Annotated in this window: 14 protein-coding genes and 1 pseudogene; 9 read left to right on the plus strand and 6 right to left on the minus strand. The window is 60.7% G+C overall.

What is annotated here, in order from left to right:
* Positions 1–12 precede the first annotated feature (12 nt).
* Positions 13–399 carry a response regulator gene (locus QB905_RS06135; protein WP_282973688.1) on the minus strand — a complete coding sequence of 129 codons (387 nt, stop codon included), beginning with the start codon at positions 397–399 and terminating at the stop codon, positions 13–15.
* Between the two features lie 293 nt (positions 400–692).
* Between QB905_RS06135 and QB905_RS06140 the strand changes: the two genes are divergently transcribed.
* Positions 693–1,118, plus strand: a complete 426-nt coding sequence (locus tag QB905_RS06140; protein WP_282973689.1) for a MaoC family dehydratase — start codon at positions 693–695, stop codon at positions 1,116–1,118.
* 6 nt (positions 1,119–1,124) lie between these two features.
* On the plus strand, positions 1,125–2,135 hold the full coding sequence (locus QB905_RS06145) for a bifunctional riboflavin kinase/FAD synthetase (protein ID WP_282973691.1): 1,011 nt from the start codon (positions 1,125–1,127) through the stop codon (positions 2,133–2,135).
* A 162-nt stretch (positions 2,136–2,297) separates the two neighbouring features.
* Here QB905_RS06145 and QB905_RS06150 read toward each other — a convergent pair whose 3' ends face one another.
* Both QB905_RS06150 and QB905_RS06155 read right to left on the minus strand, forming a co-directional pair.
* Positions 2,298–4,640: a glycosyl hydrolase 115 family protein gene (locus QB905_RS06150; protein WP_282973693.1), complete on the minus strand. Its 2,343-nt coding sequence runs from the start codon at positions 4,638–4,640 to the stop codon at positions 2,298–2,300.
* A 312-nt stretch (positions 4,641–4,952) separates the two neighbouring features.
* Positions 4,953–5,789, minus strand: a complete 837-nt coding sequence (locus QB905_RS06155; protein WP_282973694.1) for an IS5 family transposase — start codon at positions 5,787–5,789, stop codon at positions 4,953–4,955.
* A gap of 135 nt (positions 5,790–5,924) precedes the next feature.
* On the opposite strand from QB905_RS06155, the gene QB905_RS06160 reads away from it, so the two are divergent.
* The 6 genes from QB905_RS06160 (at position 5,925) to mutL (ending at position 14,500) form a co-directional block, all read left to right on the plus strand.
* On the plus strand, positions 5,925–6,860 hold the full coding sequence (locus tag QB905_RS06160; protein ID WP_461781796.1) for an IS110 family RNA-guided transposase: 936 nt from the start codon (positions 5,925–5,927) through the stop codon (positions 6,858–6,860).
* 368 nt (positions 6,861–7,228) lie between these two features.
* Complete coding sequence (gene ileS / locus QB905_RS06165; protein ID WP_282973700.1) at positions 7,229–10,294, plus strand: isoleucine--tRNA ligase; 3,066 nt, start codon at positions 7,229–7,231, stop codon at positions 10,292–10,294.
* A complete protein-coding gene (gene lspA / locus QB905_RS06170; RefSeq protein ID WP_461781774.1) occupies positions 10,284–10,832 on the plus strand; it encodes a signal peptidase II in 549 nt (182 codons plus the stop codon). The genes ileS and lspA overlap by 11 nt, the downstream gene beginning before the upstream one ends.
* A gap of 115 nt (positions 10,833–10,947) precedes the next feature.
* Entirely contained in the window at positions 10,948–11,517 is a 570-nt protein-coding gene (locus QB905_RS06175) for a DUF3035 domain-containing protein (RefSeq protein ID WP_282973702.1), read from the plus strand.
* A 71-nt stretch (positions 11,518–11,588) separates the two neighbouring features.
* Positions 11,589–12,356, plus strand: a complete 768-nt coding sequence (locus QB905_RS06180; RefSeq protein WP_282973704.1) for a methyltransferase — start codon at positions 11,589–11,591, stop codon at positions 12,354–12,356.
* Between the two features lie 299 nt (positions 12,357–12,655).
* Entirely contained in the window at positions 12,656–14,500 is a 1,845-nt protein-coding gene (mutL, locus tag QB905_RS06185) for a DNA mismatch repair endonuclease MutL (RefSeq protein WP_282973706.1), read from the plus strand.
* A 100-nt stretch (positions 14,501–14,600) separates the two neighbouring features.
* Here the strand turns inward: mutL and QB905_RS06190 are convergent, their stop codons facing one another.
* The 3 genes and pseudogenes from QB905_RS06190 to QB905_RS15300 all read right to left on the minus strand — a co-directional run.
* Complete coding sequence (locus QB905_RS06190; RefSeq protein WP_282973707.1) at positions 14,601–14,753, minus strand: hypothetical protein; 153 nt, start codon at positions 14,751–14,753, stop codon at positions 14,601–14,603.
* Positions 14,754–15,010: 257 nt separating this feature from the next.
* A complete protein-coding gene (rsmD, locus tag QB905_RS06195) occupies positions 15,011–15,586 on the minus strand; it encodes a 16S rRNA (guanine(966)-N(2))-methyltransferase RsmD (RefSeq protein ID WP_282973708.1) in 576 nt (191 codons plus the stop codon).
* Positions 15,587–16,761: 1,175 nt separating this feature from the next.
* Positions 16,762–17,596 (minus strand): annotated as a pseudogene (locus tag QB905_RS15300) (pseudouridine synthase); the annotation flags it as partial.
* 214 nt (positions 17,597–17,810) lie between these two features.
* Between QB905_RS15300 and QB905_RS06205 the strand changes: the two are divergent.
* Positions 17,811–18,284, plus strand: coding sequence for a nucleoside deaminase (locus QB905_RS06205; protein WP_282973711.1), 474 nt, complete (start codon positions 17,811–17,813; stop codon positions 18,282–18,284).
* Positions 18,285–18,304: the final 20 nt, after the last annotated feature.

The raw sequence follows: 18,304 nt of genomic DNA on the forward strand, positions 1-18,304 counted from the left end.
CAGAAAAGGAACTCAGAACTCGCCGAGAACAGCGGTGATCTTTTGCTTCAGGGTCGCCGCATTGAAAGGCTTAACAATGTAATTGTTAACGCCGGCCTTCTTCGCCGCAATGACGTTTTCCGTCTTGCTTTCGGCCGTGACCATGATGAAGGGCGTGCGACGCAGAACATCGTCGGCGCGAACCTTCAGCAACAGCTCGTAACCGGTCATCGGCTCCATATTCCAGTCGGAAATGACCAGGCCATAGGAGCCCTTTTTCATTTTTTCGAGCGCTTCGGTGCCGTCCGACGCTTCCTCGACATTCTCAAAACCCAATTGTTTGAGCAGGTTGGAAATGATCCGAAGCATGGTTTTGTAATCATCTACGACCAGCACCGGCATGGACATATCGATGGCCATGTTGTAACGCCCCACTTTTTTTAAGTGAACCTGCAAGACGCAGGCCCTTCTTTCAAGACAGGTTCACTATGCCGCGAACACGATAAAATCAGGTTAAGAGCGTTATTGAATTTTATTGTTTTAATTCAACAATATATCCTATGTTAACCACGAAATATGGTGAAATTTTCCCGCACTGGCGCATTTTTTGTACCGCATCGGGACATTTTTTCAGCTCAGACCCGCGCACCTGGGGGATGCAGGCGCTCATAATCTCCTTGGCAGGCGCAGATGCGTGAATTACAGCACAAGGCATGAGCAACGCCTTTTATCTTGACGAACTTTCGCTGGAACAGACCGCTACGCGCGTCTTTATGATCAGCGATGAAGCCATCCGCGCCTTTGCCGAGGTTTCAACCGACCATAATCCCGTGCATGTCGATGAGGACTTTGCCAAGGCCTCACCGTTCAAGGGCCGCATCGCCCACGGCATGTTGCTGGGGGCCTATATTTCGGCCACGCTGGCCTCCGACCTGCCGGGTCGCGGCGCCATCTATGTGTCGCAGACGCTTAATTTCAAGCGCGCCGTCCGCCCCGGAGACGAGGCCACTATTGTGGTGACAATCACCGGTCTTGATGAAAAATCAGGGCACGTCACGCTTTCCACCCTTGTCAAGGTGCGCAATAAGACCATGTTGGACGGGACCGCCGTGGTCATCGCCCCGAAAAGACCCGCCTGAAGCCCTGTGCCCGTTTCCTTCGCCCACCTTCCGCCCGCCCTCAGGCCGCATCGTCTGCGCATCGTCTATGTCGATGTGGGTGCCGACCTGCGCAGCGTCCATACCAGCGACCACGCCCTGCTGACCGGGGCCAGCGCCGCCATCGGCAGTTTTGACGGCGTGCATATCGGTCATCAGCACGTTATCGAATCGGCGATTCGCCAGGCAAGGCTCAATGGCGCGCCCTCGGCGGTGATCGGTTTCGATCCGCACCCGCAGAGCTTTTTCCGCCCCGATGGCCCGCCCTTTCGCCTGATGGCTCTGTCGCAGCAGATGCGCGCCTTTGAAGCCCTGGGCGTTGAGATCGCCTATATACTGCACTTTGACGCCCAGATGGCGGCGCTGGAGGCCGAGCCGTTCGCGCGCCGGATCCTGCGCGATCATCTGCGCCTGTCGCATGTCAGCGCCGGTTTCGATTTTCAGTTCGGGCGCAAGGGCGGCGGCCACGCCCATGATCTGGAAGCCTTCGGCGCGCGCCTGGGCTTCACCACCGACATCCTGCCCTGCCAGACCGATGCCGATGGCCGCAAACTGTCCTCCTCCGCCGTGCGCGAAGCCTTGCAGGCCGGCGATGTGACGACGGCGACGGCGATTCTCGGCCGCCCGCAGGCTTTTCTCGGTGAGGTGAAGCATGGCGCGAAACTGGGGCGCACGCTCGGCTTCCCCACGCTTAATGTCGCACTGGGCGACTATTTGCGTCCGCGCTACGGCATCTATGTCACGCGCACCCGCCTGAGCGATGGCCGCGTGTTTAATGGCGTCAGCAATATCGGTCTGCGCCCGACTGTGGGTGGCGACCGGGAACTTCTCGAAGCCTATCTGTTCGGTTTCGACGAGGAGATTTACGGTCAGATGGTCGAGACTGAACTGCTGGCCTTTATCCGCCCGGAAGCGAAGTTCGACGGGCTGGAAGCGCTGAAAACGGCCATCCGTGGTGATGAAGCTGCCGCGCGCGCATGGTTCGCCAAAGCGGGATGACTTCGCTGTCTTCCCCTCTCCCCACATGTGGGGAGAAGACGGGAGCCAAGCGCAGCGCAGGCGACCGGGTGAGGGGCGTCTTTGCGATCCCCGCCAACCCTCATCCGGCCTTCGCTGCTTTCAGGCCACCTTTTCCCTCAGAGTGAGGAACAACCAGCATGATCAGCGCACCGCCTCTATGCCTTCGACGATCACGCCCGGATCGAGCGGCGTGATCGCCACCGTCACTGGCCCGCTGACCGTGCCCGCGTCCTGAACCAGCCGGTTGGCCATGACGCCCGCTTCCCAGCCCTTGTCCAGATCGTCGCGCGGATAGGTCAGCACCTGCGCCGCGCGACCATTCACCGACACGCTCAGGCGCCACGCCTTCGCGCCGTTCGCCGGGAAGGTGGGCAGGATAGCGATGCGCAATCGCCCCTGCACCACGCCCTTGATCGTCAGCGGTGACCTGCCATCGGCGCGCAGCACATAGCCTGAGCGGCCCATGCCAGCAATGCGTGTCCAGCCCTTTGCCACAGGCAGGGGCAGGCGCGTCACCGTCTCGGCCGGCGCAGGGCTGAGGGCCTGTTTTGAGCCCGGCCAGGGCGGCGGGGCCGTGCGGAACGACCATTGCCCGTCCGCTGGCTCCTCATTGATCAGGCCCGCCCATTTGCCGTCCTGCAAGCGGTTATAGCGCGCATCCAGGGCCGTGATCGCGTCATCGGCCACACGGGCGGGGGCTTCGCCGGACACCTTGCACGGCTTAGCCGCCTCCAGACATTCAAGCGCGAAATAGCGCCGGTTGGCCAAGGCGCTGGCCGCCACCGGATAGCCGACCAGCTCAAAATAGGCATCGCTCTGCGTGGAAGCCGCATCGGCATCGCGGCGCAAAGCATCGAATGCCGCCACGCGCGCGTCGATGGCCGGGGCGCTGAGGGGGCTGGCCACGGGTTTCACCCCCTTGCCCCAGTACCATTGCAACTGTTCGGGACGGCGTTCGAAATTCAACTGGTAATACCGATCCAGCACATCGCCGATGCGCGCGGCCTGCGGCGCGCCAAATGTCTCAGCCGAAAAGCGCGTCAGCCATTGCTTCTGGGTCAGACGGCGCGTATCGGCGATATTCCACGCCAGATCAAACGCATAGGAGATGTCGATCTCGGCCGGTTTGATGTCACCGACATTGAAAATCCACATACGGCGCGCGCCATGATCATAGGCCCGTCCCATCTCCTCGCCGATCAGGGCGGGCGGGGTGGTGGACAGCCAGATATAGCTGACCGGCCCGCCCAGATATTCGAGGTGATAATAGACGCCCGAACCGCCCGAACGCTTCCGCTCGGCGGCATCGGGGAACTGGCGGATATAGCCGAAATTGTCGTCGGGCCACATGATCGTCACGTCATCGGGCAGGTCGAGGCCGGTGCGGTAAACATCCAGCACCTCCTTATAGGGCACAAAGACCTGCGGCAGGGTATCCGGTGCGCCCACCTCGTCGGCCAGCAATTGCCGCTGATCGTGCAGAACGCGATTGAGCAGGGCGCGCTTTTCTTCGCTGGTTTTCGCCCCCACCATCGCCGAATCGTGAATGCCGCGCATCCCCAGCGTATAGATGTTCTCGTATTTGCCATTGGTTTTCAGCCGGGCGCGCCAATAGGCTTTCACCTCGTCCGGGTGGGTGGCGTAGTTGAAATTTGCCGGGTCATCCGTCCATTCGCCGACATTATTCCTGAGCATCGGTTCGGCGTGGGATGATCCCATGACGATGGCGTAGCGGTCGGCCAGGGCGGCATTGGCCGGATCGAGATTGAAGGCTTTCGAAACCTTGTGCATGGCGGGCCACAGCGTATTGGCGCGCAGGCGCAAAAGCAGATCAAACACGCGCTCATAGGTTTTCGGGCCGAAATTGCCGGTGGCCGGATCGAAGGTCTTCGCGGCCCACGGCTCCAGCCCCCAGTCCTCGTCATTGATGAAGATGCCGCGATATTTGACCGAAGGCGGGCCGAAACGGTGCGTGCCTGCCGCTGCATAAAGCGCATCCTGATGTTTTGGCGTCACATCGGCCCACCAGACCCACGGCGACACGCCAATAGCGCGCGACACCTCATAGGCGCCGTAGGCCGCGCCGCGCCGGTCAGACCCCGCAATCACCAGAGCCTGCTCAACGCCCGGTTTCGGGTGATCGACGACGCTGATGACAAAACATTCCCAGCAGCCTTTCAGGCGCGACAGATCGAGCTTCGCGCCGAGAGAATCGATCAGGGCGCTGTGGCCCACTGTGCCGATCCAGATTTGCCGGGCCGCTTGCGAACCTATAGCGGGCGTCTGGCCGGTAACGCGGCCCATATCCCTGGCCAGATCGTGCGCCGCCACGCTGATCACGGCGGCATCCGCATCATCATAGACAATCGACGCCCCCTTAAGCGCCATGTCGCCCGCTGAGGGATGACCGGTGATCCACGGCGTTTGCGCGTGCGCCGTCACCGGCAGGAGCAACAGCAGACAAACGAACACGATATGGCGCATGACAAGTCCTGATCAATATAGATCGAAAATGATTACTCCCTGCCGCCGCGCTCTGCAAGTCTTCGCGTCATAAGACTCCACGACGAATGCCATTCATCATTTTAGCCAAAGCAAGATACCCCTTGTCTTATGGAAGTCTGCGTTTTGGTTTAATCTGAGAGCATAAGGGCTGGGCGGCCACCCAGCCCTTATGGAAGGGTGTGGATCGCTGCCCCTTAGGTCTTTAAGGACCGTGACGGAGTGAGATCGCACCTTTCTTTTCCTGCACAAACCCGAACGGATACTTGGGCTTTAAAAGCCCGACTCAAAAGTTCATGAGACATAGCAGTGCCTTGCCAGCCTGCGGGTCAAGAGCCTGACGCTGGCAATGACTGTCCATGTGGTTGCGCTTTGGAGGGTCGTCTCCCAATCCTTGGCCAGGCGTCTGCATCGGCCCAGCCATGCGAAGGTACGCTCGACGACCCAGCGACGCGGCAGGATCTCAAAGCCCTTTGCGGCGTCGCTACGCTTTATGATCTCGATGGTCCAGTCTCCGTGGCCCTTCATAGCCCCCTTAAGTTTGTCACCCGCGTAGCCCCCGTCGGCGAAGACGTGGCGCAGCCAGGGGAAGTGGTAACGAATGGCGCGAAGCACAGCGGGGGCACCATCACGATCCTGAACATCCGCCGCATGGATGACGACAAATAGCAGCAGCCCCAGGGTGTCGGTGATGATATGCCGCTTGCGACCCTTGATCTTCTTACCAGCATCATAGCCACGAACACCGCCACTTTCGGTCGTTTTGACGCTTTGACTGTCGATGACGCCGGCTGAGGGGCTGGCTTCACGACCCTCCAATTCGCGTGCCGCCATGACGAGCAGGTGATTGATCTTCTGCCATAGACCGCTGCTACGCCAATCATAGAAATAGCCCTGAACGGTCGTCATCGGAGGAAAGTCCTTCGGCAACATCCGCCACTGGCAACCCGAGGACGCAATATACAGGATCGCATTCACCACGGCTCGCATCGACGTTGTGCGCGGGCGACCGCCACGTTTGGCAGGCGGCAGTAACGGGGCCAATAAAGACCACTCTTGTTCCGTCAAATCGCTTGGATAGCGCGACGATTTGCGTCTATGCTCGACGCGGGCAATATCATCCCAAGGCATCCGAATCTCCGTTTCTCGCAAATCCAGAGAATCAGAACTTATTGATATTGCCTACCTTCTTTTCGGTCGGGCTCTAAGGCCCGCATGACAAGGATGGGATCGGAAAAGATGCGCCAGTTTACTACAAACCCTTTGATGTACAAGAGCGTGGGTATTGATGTGTCCAAGGCCAGTTTGGATATGCACTGGCTTTTGGACGGCACAGATCACAGCTTCAGCAACGATGACGAAGGCCATGCGCGGCTACTGGCTTGGTTAGAGCAGCACCGGCCAGACCGCATTGTATTCGAAGCCACAGGTCCTTATCACCGAGGCTTGGAGTCAGCCCTCAAACGCGCTGGCCACAGCTATGCCAAACTCAATCCCTGGCAGGTAAGGCGTTTCGTTGATGCGATCGGTCAGCAGGCTAAGACAGACCGTTGCGATGCCATCCAGCTCGCCCGATATGCCGCCTTACTGCAACCGGAGGCCACCCAACCCAAAAGCCAGGCCCTTGATGATTTGGCTGAATGGCTCTGTGCCAGGCGCGCCCTCATTAAGAACCAAACTGCCGCCCTTAATCGCCAGAAGATACTGACAATCAAGGCATTAAAAAATCAGGTAGCCCAACGTTTGCAACAAATTGCCGAGGATATAGCGGCGGTTGATAGAGCCTGTCGCGCTCTCATTGTTGCCGATGCCAAGCTTAAAGCGAAGCTTGAAATCCTGACCTCAATGCCCGGCATTGGAGAGATAACGGCCATAGCGATGATCGTCGATATGCCGGAACTGGGAACCCTCGACGCTAAACAGGCCGCCAGTCTGTGTGGACTAGCCCCTGTGACGCGCCAGTCCGGACAGTGGAAAGGCAAGAGCTTTATCGCTAAAGGGCGAAGCATTCTCAGACGAAGCCTGTTCATGCCGGCCTTAGTTGCCGTCAGGTTTAATCCGGCACTCAAAAGGCACTACCAAAGGCTTATAGACGCCGGAAAGCCACCCAAGTTAGCCATTGTCGCCGCTATGAGAAAGATCATTATTACGGCTAACGCACTCATCAGAGATCAAAGAAAATGGTCAGCCGAAAAACCTTGACCATCACGGATACTCCGTCGGCGACTTCGCGCCGACACCTCCCCATGCCTTCGGCACAGGGAGGAGGGATGTGCCGCCTGTCACCCTCCACCCTGTTGCGCAGCAATGGGGAGGTGTCGGCGCAGCCGACGGAGGGGTACATGCAACGCCCATACCCAATGTATCAAAGACGCTTGCGGCACTTTTTGGTATGAGGCCCTAGCCAGCCCGGAACCGCTCTGATAAAGCCAAGCCCATGTTGATGTCCGGGCGCACCCTACGAATTTGACGCCCGGCACGCGATGCGTTTTCGCCTCCGTGCCGGGATGATTCCTCATGCTCTCCCCTGCGCCCCATTGCCGACACCTTTTTATAAGACGCATTTCCTCATGTCCGATTCCAAAACCGAAACCACCACCGGCCGCGATTACCGCGATACCGTCTTCCTGCCCGAAACCGATTTTCCGATGCGCGCCGGTCTGCCCAAGGCCGAGCCGGAGATGCTGAAAAAGTGGGACGAAGCCGACCTCTATCATAACGTCCGCAAGGCGCGTCAGGCGGCGGGTGCGCCCCTGTTCGTGCTGCACGATGGCCCGCCCTATGCCAATGGCAATATCCATATCGGCCATGCGCTCAACAAGATCCTCAAGGATTTTGTGGTGCGCTCGAAATTTCTGACCGGCCATGATGTCGATTATGTGCCGGGCTGGGATTGCCACGGCCTGCCGATCGAATGGAAGATCGAGGAAGAGTTCCGCGCCAGGGGCCGCAAGAAGGACGAGGTGCCCGCCGCCGAATTCCGCAAAGCGTGCCGCGACTATGCCGCCCGCTGGATCGACGTGCAGCGCGACGAGTTCAAGCGCCTCGGCGTGCTGGGCGACTGGGACAAGCGCTACGCCACGATGGATTTCGCCACCGAAGCGAAGGTGACCAGCGAGTTTCATAAGTTCCTGATGTCGGGTCAGCTTTATCGCGGCTCCAAGCCGGTCATGTGGTCGCCGGTGGAACGCACGGCGCTGGCCGATGCCGAGATCGAATATCACGACCATGTCAGCCCGACGGTTTGGGTGAAATTTCCAGTCAAATATCCCTCCCCGTTTACGGGGAGGGGGGATCACGAAGTGGTGGTAGGGGGAGCAACGGCACCTCTATCCCCCCCTCCGTCAGCGACAAGCGCTGACACCTCCCCCGTAAACGGGGGAGGATGGTCGGTTGTCATCTGGACGACGACGCCGTGGACCATCCCTGCCAACCGCGCCGTCAGTTTCAACCCGAACATCGTTTATGCACTCTATGAAGTAACCGGTGTAAAATCCGAAGAAGATTTGGGTTTCGCGCCCTGGGTTAAGGCAGGCGACAAACTGATCCTCGCCGACAAGCTGGCCGAAGGCGTGTTGCAGGCCGCCAATGCGACGGCATGGAACAAGGTCAGCGATCTGACGGGCGAAAGTTTAAGCGGCCTCACACTCTCCCATCCCCTCGCCGCGCTTGATGAAGGCTATGGCTTCGATGTGCCGATGCTGGCGGGCGATCATGTCACCGATGATGCCGGTACGGGCTTTGTCCATACCGCGCCCGGTCATGGCGCCGACGATTATCTGGTCTGGCTGAAATCGGGCCGCTCGCTCGATTCGATTCCCGATACGGTCGATGCCGATGGTGCCTATTACCCGCATGTGCCGTTGTTTGCTGGCCTGAAAGTGCTGGAAACCGAAGGCAAGAAGGCCGGTAAGTTCGGCCCGGCGAATAAAGAGGTCATGGATAAGCTGATCGAGGCCGGTAATCTGCTGGCGCGCGGCCGGGTGGAGCATTCCTATCCGCATTCGTGGCGCTCGAAGGCCCCGGTCATCTTCCGCAACACGCCCCAGTGGTTTATCCGCATGGATGGTGAAACCGCCCTCAAGCAGCGAAGCGGTAGCGCAACTGAAAATACCCTGAGGGAAACCGCGCTTTCCGCCATCGACGCCACCACCTTCTATCCGGCGGCGGGCAAGAACCGTATCCGTTCGATGGTCGAATCGCGCCCGGACTGGCTGATCTCGCGCCAGCGCAACTGGGGCACGCCTCTGGCCATGTATGTCGATAAAAAGACCGGCGAGCCGCTCAAGGACGAAGACGTCAATAAGCGCATCATCGACTATATCCGCGAAGGCGGGGCCGATGCCTGGTTCACCCGCCCGGACGCCGATTTCCTCGGCAATGGCTATAACCCCGACGATTTTGAGAAGATCACCGATATTCTCGATGTCTGGTTCGATTCGGGCTGCACCCACGCTTTCACCATCGAAGACCGCGCCGACTCACATTGGCCCGCCGATCTCTATCTCGAAGGCTCCGATCAGCACCGTGGCTGGTTCCAGTCGTCGCTTCTGGAATCTTGCGGCACGCGCGGTCGCGCGCCTTACAAGGCCGTCCTGACCCACGGTTTCGTGCTCGATGAGAACGGCGAGAAGATGTCAAAATCGAAGGGCAATACCACCGCCCCTCAGGACATTGCCAAGGAATCGGGCGTCGAAATCCTGCGCCTGTGGGTGGCCCTGTCCGACTATTCGGAAGACCTGCGCATCGGCAAGCAGATCCTGCAAACCACGGTCGATGCCTATCGCAAGCTGCGCAATACGGTGCGCTATCTGCTGGGGGCGCTGAAGGGTTACACGGATGCCGAGGCGGTCGATTACGCCGACATGCCGTCGCTGGAACGCTATATCCTGCACGAAGTCCATCGCCTCGATGGCCATGTGCGCGCCGCCTATGAGCGCTATGATTTCGCCGATGTCATCCGCCCGGTCGCCGATTTCTGTTCGCAGACGCTGTCGGCGCTTTATTTCGACATTCGCAAGGACAGCCTCTATTGCGACAAGCCGTCCGAGCTGCGCCGCCGCGCCTGCCGCACTGTGCTCAATATCCTGTTTGAGCGCCTGACCCTGTGGCTGGCCCCGGTCATGACCTTCACCAGCGAAGAAGCCTATGCCTCGCGTTATCCCGATGGCGTTTCCGGTTTTGGCGCCAACCTGTTTCGCACGCTGGAAGATGCGCCTGATCAGTGGCACAATCCGTCCGAGGTTGAGCGCTGGAACCGGATCGATACCGTGCTGTCGGTGGTCACCGCCGCACTCGAACAGAAACGCCGCGACAAGGTGATCGGCTCGGCGCTCGAAGCCGCGCCGAAAGTCTATATCGCCGATGACAAGCTGCTGGCGGCTTTCAGGGATATTGACGCCGCCGAAGTGTTCCGCACGTCACAGGCGAGTCTGATCGCCGGACAAGGCCCTGATGACGCCTTCCATCTGGAAGGCACGCCCGATGTGGCCGTTGTCTTCGCGCGCGCCGAGGGTAAAAAATGCCAGCGTTCGTGGCGCATCCTCCCCGAAGTCGGCACCGATCCGCGCTATCCCGATCTGAGTGTGCGCGATGCCGGGGCCGTGGCGGAATGGGATCTGCGCCATGTCCTCTAGGCTCAACAATGCGCTGCGGTCGTTTTTCGCGCCGCCCCTGTTCACCAAGATGGGCGCGCTTGGCCTTGGTCTGGCCGCCGTGGTGCTGCTGCTCGACCAGATTTCCAAAGCCTGGGTGCTGAATGGCCTCGGACTTCACGAGATCGGTGATCAGGTCAAGATTTTGCCCTTCTTTTCCTTCACTCTGGTGCATAATATCGGTATCAGCTTCGGCATGTTGAGTTCTGACGGGCTCGGCCGCTGGCTTCTGGTGCTGTTCCAGTTCATCGTGGCGCTCGTCCTGATCGATTATGTCCGCAAGCAGACCCGGCCCTGGCTGGTGGTGTGCCTCGGCCTGATCATCGGTGGCGCGCTCGGCAACGGACTGGATCGGTTGCGGTTTGGCTTCGTCGTCGATTTTCTCGACTTTTCAGGAACGCATGTGTTTCCGTGGGTCTTCAATATCGCCGACAGCGGCATTTCCATCGGTGTGGCCCTGCTGGTCTGGTACTTTATCCGGACTGACAAGCCCAAGGCGTCCGAACAGGAAGCCGGTTAGGCACCACATCACGCATGGCGGCTTGGCAGGCGGCTATAAAACAAGTATCACTTCCCCCAACCGGCGGCCCCAGCACAAAAGATGGGCGCATCCGGCGGGTTTTTTGGAGCAGATAATGAAATTGGTGAACGTCGCGACGGGCATGGTGATGCTGGCGGGGGCAGGCCTGATCGGCCTGACGGGCTGCTCATCCACCAAGAATGCGCTCGGCCTGAACAAGGTGGTGCCGGATGAATTCCTGGTCGTCACCAAGGCGCCGCTGGTCGTGCCGCCCGATTACGCCCTGCGTCCGCCCAATCCCGGTGAGCCGCGCCCGCAGGAATTGCAGCCGGAAAGCCAGGCGCGTCAGGCGCTGCTGGGTGAGCGCGATGCGGTCAACCGCTCCGAAGGCGAAAAGCTGCTGGTGGCCAAGGCGGGCGGCGACAAGGCCGATCCGCTGGCCCGCTATGTGGTCGATGACGAATTCGGCGACCTGGCCTATAAGGAGCCGTCCTTCGCTGACAAGGTGATGTTCTGGCACAAGCCCAAGGACACATCGGTCGCCGACAACAATACCACGATGGGCGATGCCTCCACCCCGGTCGATGCCGCCGCCGAACAGGCGCGTCTCAAGGCGCTGGTCGGCACACAGCCGATCATTATCGAACAGAGGCGCGACCCCAAGTTCAAACTGCCGGGTCTTTAAAGGCAGGTTGGCATTTACATAGTTTGCAAAAAGGCGTTCCTTGTGAGCGCCTTTTTCTTTGGGAGACGACCATGATGAAAGCCTTTTCCGCACTGGCCCTGTCGCTGTTCCTGTCCGGCAGCCTTATGGCCGCTCCCGCCCTGGCCCAGACTAACCCTTGCGCCGCCGGGGCCTCGCTCGATACGCGACTGGCGGCGGCGCTGGCCCGCCCTGACCGGCCCGCCGGTCAGAAAGCAGCCGACGCCACGCGCGCCAGTGAAAACCGCTTCCTGTTCAGCTATATCCATCCCGGCGATCATGTGCTCGATCTCGGCGCGGGCGGCGGCTATGCCTCGATGCTGCTGTCGGCAGCGGTATGCGGTGGCTCGGTCGATTCGCAAAATCCCGCCCAGTGGGACAAGACGCCGGAGGCCCGTGCGACGATGGCGCAGGCCCGGCCCAATATTCACCTGCTTGAGGTCGATTTCGACAAGGTGCCGGTTCCGGCCACCCCCTATGACGCCATCTTCATCGGCACCATCTATCACGACACCTATAATATGCCCGGCGCCAATGGTGGGGCGATGGACAAGGCGCTCTATGCCACGCTCAAGCCCAGCGGGCTGGTGATTCTGGTCGATCACGCGGCAGCACGCGGCGCGGGCACCACCCAGACCAATACCCTGCACCGTATCGACAAGCAGGTGGTGCTCGATGATTTCAAGGCGGCGGGGTTTGATCTGATCGTCGATTCCGATGCCCTGGCCAATCCCGCCGATGACCATACGCTGAAGGTTTTCGATCCCTTGATTCGCGGCCATACCGACCGGATGGCGCTGGTGTTCAAAAAGCCTGAATAGGTTTTTGGCCGAAGGCCGCCATCCTCGCTCCAGTGCCGTCCACTCCCGATAGCGGTAGCGTGAGGCCATCCGGAAAATCTGTGTCAATCTGTGGATCAAAAACCGAACCTTCGTAACGCCCTCAGGCGGTAGGAAGGGAATCCACAGATGGCACAGATGAACACAGATGTTCATGTCGAACAGCACGCTACCGCTATCAAATGTGGCTTTGCAGGCTGCATTGAGAAACCTGAACTTCGTTTCCGTGTTTTCCGTGGTCAATCCTTCTCTCCTGCACCGACTCCGGCTATTCTGGCCCGATGAATCTGATCCAACGCCTGCCGCAGGACACCATCAACCGCATCGCCGCCGGCGAGGTGGTCGAGCGTCCGGCTTCGGCCATCAAGGAACTGGTTGAAAACGCCATCGACGCCGGAGCCACGCGCATCGAGATTTCGGCCTCGCAAGGCGGGTTGTCGCGCATCCTGATCGAGGATAATGGCTGCGGCATGGGGCCCGACGATCTGCAACTGGCCATCGAGCGCCACGCCACCTCAAAGCTGAAACCACAAGCCGACGGCTCATGGGATCTGCTGCATATCCAGACCCTCGGTTTTCGCGGTGAGGCCCTGCCCTCGATGGGATCGGTGGCGCGTCTCGGCATTACGTCGCGCACCTTGGGCGGCGAGGCCCTGCACATTGCAGTCGATGCCGGGCGCGTTTCGCCCCTGCGCCCCGCCGCCTTCGGTCAGGAGCACGGCACACGCATCGATTTGTCCGACCTGTTCTACGCCACCCCGGCGCGGCTGAAATTCATGAAGTCCGACCGCTCGGAAAATATGGCGATCAGCGAAGAGGTGCGCCGTCAGGCGATGGCGCATGAGCATGTTGGCTTCACGCTCGAACTGGACGGCAGGAAGGTGCTGAAACTGTTTGCCGAACCCGCCGGTGTCGAGGGGCGTTTGCGCCGCCTGTCCGCCCTGCTCGGCGATGAATTTTCCGGCAATGCCCTGCTGATCGACCAGCAGCGCGAAGGCGTGCGCCTCACCGGCTATGCGGGCCTGCCGACCTTTTCGCGCGGCAATGCCATGCACCAGTATCTGTTCGTCAATAACCGCCCGGTGCGCGACAAGCTGCTGGCAGGATCCTTGCGCGCGGCCTATGCCGATTTTCTGGCGCGTGACCGCCATCCGCTGGCCGCCCTGTTTGTGGAAATCGACCCGCAGGATCTCGATGTCAATGTTCATCCGGCCAAGTCGGAGGTGCGTTTCCGCGATCCCAATCTGGTGCGCGGCCTGATCATCGGCGCGCTGAAACACGCTTTGGCCTCGGCGGGTCATCGCGCCTCGACCACCGTGGCGCAATCCACCCTGTCGAGCTTCCGCCCGCAAGGCGCGGTGCAGCCCCTGCTCCACCTCCATCGCCCCAATCCCGCTCAGATCGCAGCGGTACGGCCGTATGTGGCACCTGAACCGTCGCCCTTTATGCCGGTGGCGCGCGTCGAGCCCGCTCCTGCCGATGCCGAACCGCTTTACGGCGTGGCCGAGGCCGAACCGGAGGTCGCGGAAATAGCCAGTACGGCGACCTACCCCCTCGGCGCAGCGCGGGCGCAGTTGCACGAAACCTATATTTTGGCGCAGACGGCGGACGGGCTGGTCATTGTCGATCAGCACGCCGCCCATGAGCGGCTTGTGTACGAGGAGATGAAGGCGGGCATGGCGGCGGGGCACGTCCAGAGTCAGGCCCTGCTCATCCCCGAAATCGTCGATCTCGAACGCGACGAGGTCAGCCGCCTGATGGCGCGCGCCGAGGATCTGGCCATGATGGGCTTAAGCCTCGAAGCCTTCGGCCCCACCAGCCTTTTGGTGCGCGAAGTGCCTGCCCTGCTTGGCGATTGCGATATTGCCGGACTGGTGCGCGATCTGGCCGACGACCTGAGCGAACACGGCGAATTGCTGGCCCTGAAAGAGCGCATGGCCGAAATCTGCGGCGACCATGCCTGCCGCCACAGCGTCCGTTCGGGCCGCCGCCTCAATGGCGAAGAAATGAACGCCCTGCTGCGCCAGATGGAGGCCACGCCCCATTCCGGCCAGTGCAATCACGGCCGCCCCACCTATGTCGAACTGAAGCTCAAGGACATAGAAAGGCTATTCGGACGGCGTTGAATGCCGCCCTGTGGGAGCGTCTATTCAGACGGCGTTGAACGCCGCCCGCGGTTTTGCGCGCAAAAAAACCCGCAACCGCAAGGTTACAGGCCAATAATTTTCAGTGCTGCGTAAAGTTCAGAACCATGAGGCTGAGCCCCATCAGAATGCCCCAGGCCTGAACACTGAGCCCTGCCATCAGCAGCAGCTTCAGCGCTTCGGAACGGCGCTTGGGCGCGCGGGTCTTCATGGCTTCGGTTGTCTGGAAATCCATTATCTCACCCCTGATTTTAAGTCTGCCCCTGAAGGACAATCCAGAGCCCCCAAGCTTTCCCAAGCAAAAAGGCTCTCTGAATGACAAAGCTTTCAGCAAGTTTTATGCCCTGTACGCGGCCTTGTCTGAAATTTACGCCTTGTTAAGGACATAGTGTGGATAAGAGCGGGAAAGCGTCAATAGATTATTTTTGGATATGCGCCAAATTTGCCACTTTGACGATAAAGAAACGATAAAAATGCTTTGAAATCAGAGATTTAAAAATTAATAATTTTTTGTTTAAGGAATAAAACCTGCGCCGCGCCGTAGGTTTTAGTGTTGAGAATATCCCACACATCAGTGACAAAATTATCCTCGTCAGCGGCGCGTTCAAAGACGATCACGGCCTCATCCGACAACCATTTACCATCGATCAAACCGGCCAAAGCCTTTTCGCCAAGGCCTTTGCGATAGGGCGGATCGAGAAACACCAGATCGAAAACTTCCGCAATCGCACCGGGACGCGCCCCCAACTGGGTGGCGTCGCGGCGATGGATGCGGCTTGTGCCAAAAAGACCGAAGGTTTCGATATTGTCACGGATCGCACCGCGCGCCGCCTCGTCGGTTTCAACGAACAGGCAGAAGGCCGCGCCGCGCGACATGGCCTCCAGCCCCAGCGCGCCCGAACCGGCAAAGGCGTCCATCACGCGCGCCCCGGCGATCGGCGGCGCCCAGTCGGCATGGGCCAGCACATTGAACACGGCCTCACGCGCCCGATCCGAGGTGGGCCGCGTCTGGCGGCCCTCCGGCGTCACGAGGCTGCGCCCCTTATAGTCACCGCCAACGATGCGCATCCGGCCTTACCCGCGCGGTTTACGCGGGCCAGAGGGCCTGGCACCCGCAGGCTTGCCGCCAAACGACGGCTTGCCACCGGCGGGACGGCCTTCGGATGAGCGCTGGAACCCGCCGCCCGTCGGGCGATCCGAACGCGGCTTATCGCCATAGCTTTTGCGTTCGCCGCCTTCACGCGCGGCATAGGGTTTCTTATCGCCAAAATCGCGCTTCGGGCGGTCGCCATAGGCTTTGCGTTCGCCGCCAGCGCCCTCTTCACGCGGGACCCACGGCTTTTTGAAAGCGGGGCGCTCGCCTTGAGGTCTGTCGCCTTGGGGCCTGTCGCTGCGCGGCTTATCGCCATAGCTCTTGCGCTCGCCGCCTTCACGCGCGCCATAGGGCTTCTTGTCGCCGAAATCGCGCTTGGGCCGGTCGCCATAGGTTTTACGCTCGCCGCCAGCCCCCTCTTCGCGCGGGGCCCACGGCTTTTTGAAAGCGGGACGCTCCCCTTGCGGCCTGTCGCCTTGAGGCCTGTCGCCACGCGGCTTATCACCATAAGGCTTCTTATCGCCAAAATCGCGGCGCGGGCCACGTTCGCCACCTTCGGCGCGCGGTGTCCATGTCTTTTTCGGACGCTCGCCTTCCGGCGCACCGGCGTTGCGCGGCGCACGGCCCTGCGGACCAAATTCCGCCTTGGCGCGCGCATAGGCCCCGGCCTCGCCGAGATCCTGACGCGGCTTGAAATCACGGCCCCCATCACGGCTACCGCTGCGCGCCGGACGCTCAGGCCGGGCACCGCGTTCCGGTTTCGGCATCCAGGCTTTCGCCGGGCGATCACCTTGCGGCCTGTCACTTTGCGGCCTGTCACCATATTCACGCTTCTTGATCACCGGACGGTCACCATAGTCGCGGGAAGGCTTGCGGTCGCGCGCCTCGCCATCGCCTTCAAAGCGCGGGCGCTGATCGAAATCTCTTTCCTTGAATTCGCGCTTGTCCATCATTTCCGAGCGCGGCTTCCACACCTTGGCAGCCGGTTTGCCCTCGCCGAAAGCGGGGCCGAAAGCGGGTTTGTCACCGCGACCGGCACCAAAACGATCCCCGCCGCCACGACGGCCAGCCGGAGCATCACCACCAGCCCGCGCGGGCCTGCCTTCCGAACGGGTCTGCGAAGCGCCTTCCGGCGGCAGGTGACGCAATTCGACCACATCGCCCAGCAGTTCGCGGATGACGCGCGGCCCCACCTCCTCGGCCTCACCGGGTTCGAGATTGCCCAGCAGGAACGGCCCATAGGCCAGACGGATCAGGCGGTTAACCTTCAGCCCGATCGATTCCAGCACCTTGCGGACTTCGCGGTTCTTGCCTTCGGTGATCGCCACGGTCAGCCAGACATTGGCGCGGCCATCGGCCTTTTCCGACATCTTGTCGAGCGTGGCCTCCATCGGGCCATAGATGACGCCCTCCACCGTAGTGCCGTCGCGCAGGCGATCCAGCTTCGACTGGGTGGTGTGGCCCAGCGCCCGGGCGCGATAGCGGCGCACCCAGCCTGATGACGGTTTTTCCAGCGAACGCGCCAGTTCGCCATCATTGGTCAGCAGCAAAAGCCCTTCGGAATTGAGATCAAGGCGGCCCACCGAAATGACGCGCGGCAAGCCTTCGGGCAGCTTGTCGAACACAGTGGAGCGGCCTTCGGGATCGCGGTGGGTGGTGACCAGACCGACCGGCTTATGATAGCGCCACAGGCGCGTCGGCTCGGCCTTGCCGATCACCTGGCCCTCGACCGTGATGACATCAGTCGGCTTGACCAGCACAGCGGGGGTTTCGAGGATGCGGCCATTGACGGCGATCTTGCCGAGGCCGATCAGGCGTTCCACTTCGCGGCGCGAAGCCAGACCGGCGCGCGCCAGCACCTTGGCGATGCGTTCGCCCGTGGCCTTGACCTCGGCTTTTTTAGGGGGTTTCTTGCGCTCCGGCTTGCCCGCCGCTTCGCGCGCATCGCGCAGTTCCTGCGGGATATAGAGATGGCCGTCGGCCATATCCTGCGCGTCTTTTTGCGCTTTCAGCTCTGCCTGCGTCGGCATCGGCGGGGTTTCGGCTTCGTCACGCTCTCCAGCGTTACTGTCTTCGGTCACGTCCATGACTTTCTATGGTAGGGCCCCTCATAAGGGGCATGGCTATAATAGAGCCCTCATTCAGGGCATGGGTCTTTTTACTTGACGCCGCCGCCGGGAAACCGTCTTTCACATCGCTATGGACAAAGACGACGAAACCCTGATGCAGGCAGCGCTGGCCAAGGCGCATGAAGCGGCCCTGGCCGATGAGGTGCCGATTGGCGCTCTAATCTTCGATCCGTCAAGTAAAACCATCATGACCGCGCAGAGAAATTCGCCGATCAGTCTCCATGATCCGTGCGCCCATGCCGAAATTCTGGCCCTGCGCGAAGCGGGCCGCCTCACCGGCAATTACCGCCTGAACGATCTGTGGCTGTATGTGACGCTGGAACCCTGCGCCATGTGTGCAGGCGCGATCAGCCATGCCCGCATCCAGCGCCTGATCTATGGGGCTGATGATCCGAAAGGCGGCGCGGTGGCGCATGGGGCGAAGTTTTTCGCGCAAGCCACCTGCCACTGGAAGCCTGAGGTCACGGCGGGCGTGCTGGCCGAAACCAGCGCCGGCCTGCTCAAAAGCTTCTTCAGGGCCCGCCGCAAACCGCGCGACGCCTGAAAAGGGGTTCAAATCGGCCG

This window comes from Asticcacaulis sp. EMRT-3, from assembly GCF_030027245.1.
Classification (GTDB): Bacteria; Pseudomonadota; Alphaproteobacteria; order Caulobacterales; family Caulobacteraceae; genus Asticcacaulis.